At 65.8% G+C, this 1615-nt stretch carries 1 protein-coding gene; it reads left to right on the top strand.

Annotated elements, in window-relative coordinates:
• On the top strand, positions 1–565 hold a 565-nt coding region (locus C1A33_RS24980), incomplete at its 5' end, for a C40 family peptidase (protein WP_133150821.1).
• Positions 566–1615: the final 1050 nt, after the last annotated feature.

Here is a 1615-nt window from a genome sequence, read left to right as displayed (position 1 = left end):
AACGCGCGCGACGGAACATTCCCGCAATTCACGTAAAATAACATTGAAAATGCTCATTCCCGGCGCCCTCTTCGCCTACAACCATGACAGCGGCTATGTGGCGACCGTTCTCGCTCGCGCCGACACCTACACCGACCACGCCACCGACACCATAAGCGCGGACGAAGATAATGTTCCCGCTGCGGGCGCGGCGGCGGACGTCGCGGTCGACTACGCCACCGCCCAGATCGGCCTGCCCTATCAGTGGGGCGGAGACGGACCTGCCGCGGGCGATGCCGGTTTCGACTGCAGCGGGCTGACCCAGGCCGCCGCCCAGGCCGCCGGCATACACCTACCCCGCGTCGCCCAGGACCAGTACGACGCCGGCCCCCACCTGCCCGCCGATACCCCCCTCCAACGCGGCGACCTGGTGTTCTTCGGCACCAGCGCCCGCAGTATCAGCCACGTCGGTATCTACGTCGGCGACAACATGATGATCGACGCACCCCACAAGAACGCGGCCGTGCGACTGGAAGATTACCGATGGACCGATTACCGTGGAGCCACCAGACCCCTTCACACCTAACTGATGTCGTCATTCAGAATTCCACCAGAAAGATTCTGGATGCTGTTCGGGAAAGCGGTCGGCGTGCAGGGCGGGGAGGTCGGAGGGGTCAGGGCGACTGTCAGGGCAAGGGCCGGCCGGCACACCCCCCTCCAAAAGGGGCTCCTTTAGGGGCTCCAAAAGGGGCTCCGGCTCTAACCGGAGGGGGGCTGCCAGCACGAACCCGCAGGCCCACGGCCTGCGGACCCCTCCGGGTGGCGCCCAGACTCGCCTGCTTGGCACGAAAAAACACCAGCGGCGGCCCCCCTCCACCGGGGGCCTGCCTTGCTGGTGTGGTTTTCTTACGTCCGCCGGTGGTCACCTTCCCCGTATTCGGCGGTGGTCACCTGCCGATCCCGGGCTCACCCGCCCGGGCCACCCTGGCCGCCCGGCCCGGGCGCGCCGGCCCGCCCCGGCGCGGCGAAGGCGCCGGACGGGCACGGCGCGCCCTCGGCCGTCATCCTCACCATTCCGATCACCTCCGATCCGGTCCGTCGTTCGCGGGGAATGATTCATGATACCGCGCCACGCCAGGATCAGCCAGACCCATCCCATGACTCTTTTCCCACCGTTTTTTCACCGCGCACACGCGAGATAACTCTGGTTCGCGCATCAGGCAAGCCATTTTCCATGACTCTTTTCGCGAATTCCGGCTAAAGAGTCTTGGAAATAGGGTTGCTAGGCGCCGAAATGGCGAGTTACGGTTGTCCCACAACGAAATACGGACCCCGGGAAACACCGGATCGGAAACCGAAAGAGTCATGAAAATGCGGTTGTCGAATCCGAATGTCGAAGGGTACGGTTTCGTTCAGACGAAAAGGCGCCACCGTAATGGATTCCCCGCGATATGCGGGATGCGTCCGGCGGCGCGCATCGCACCCCGCCCCCGTTTCTTTGGCTGTGAGGAGATCGCGCATGTCCCCGCCCCTGGTCGCGTCGCAGGCCCCCGCCGCCCGCGACGCGGGCGCGAACGCGGCGAACACCCCCGCGCCGATCATCGCGCCGAGGCCGACGACGACCGCGTCGCCCGTC

The organism is Frankia canadensis, assembly GCF_900197875.1.
In the GTDB taxonomy this organism is placed as follows: domain Bacteria; phylum Actinomycetota; class Actinomycetes; order Frankiales; family Frankiaceae; genus Frankia; species Frankia canadensis.
Note: the sequence above shows the minus strand (reverse complement) of the source record. Positions and strands in the feature narration are given on the sequence as shown.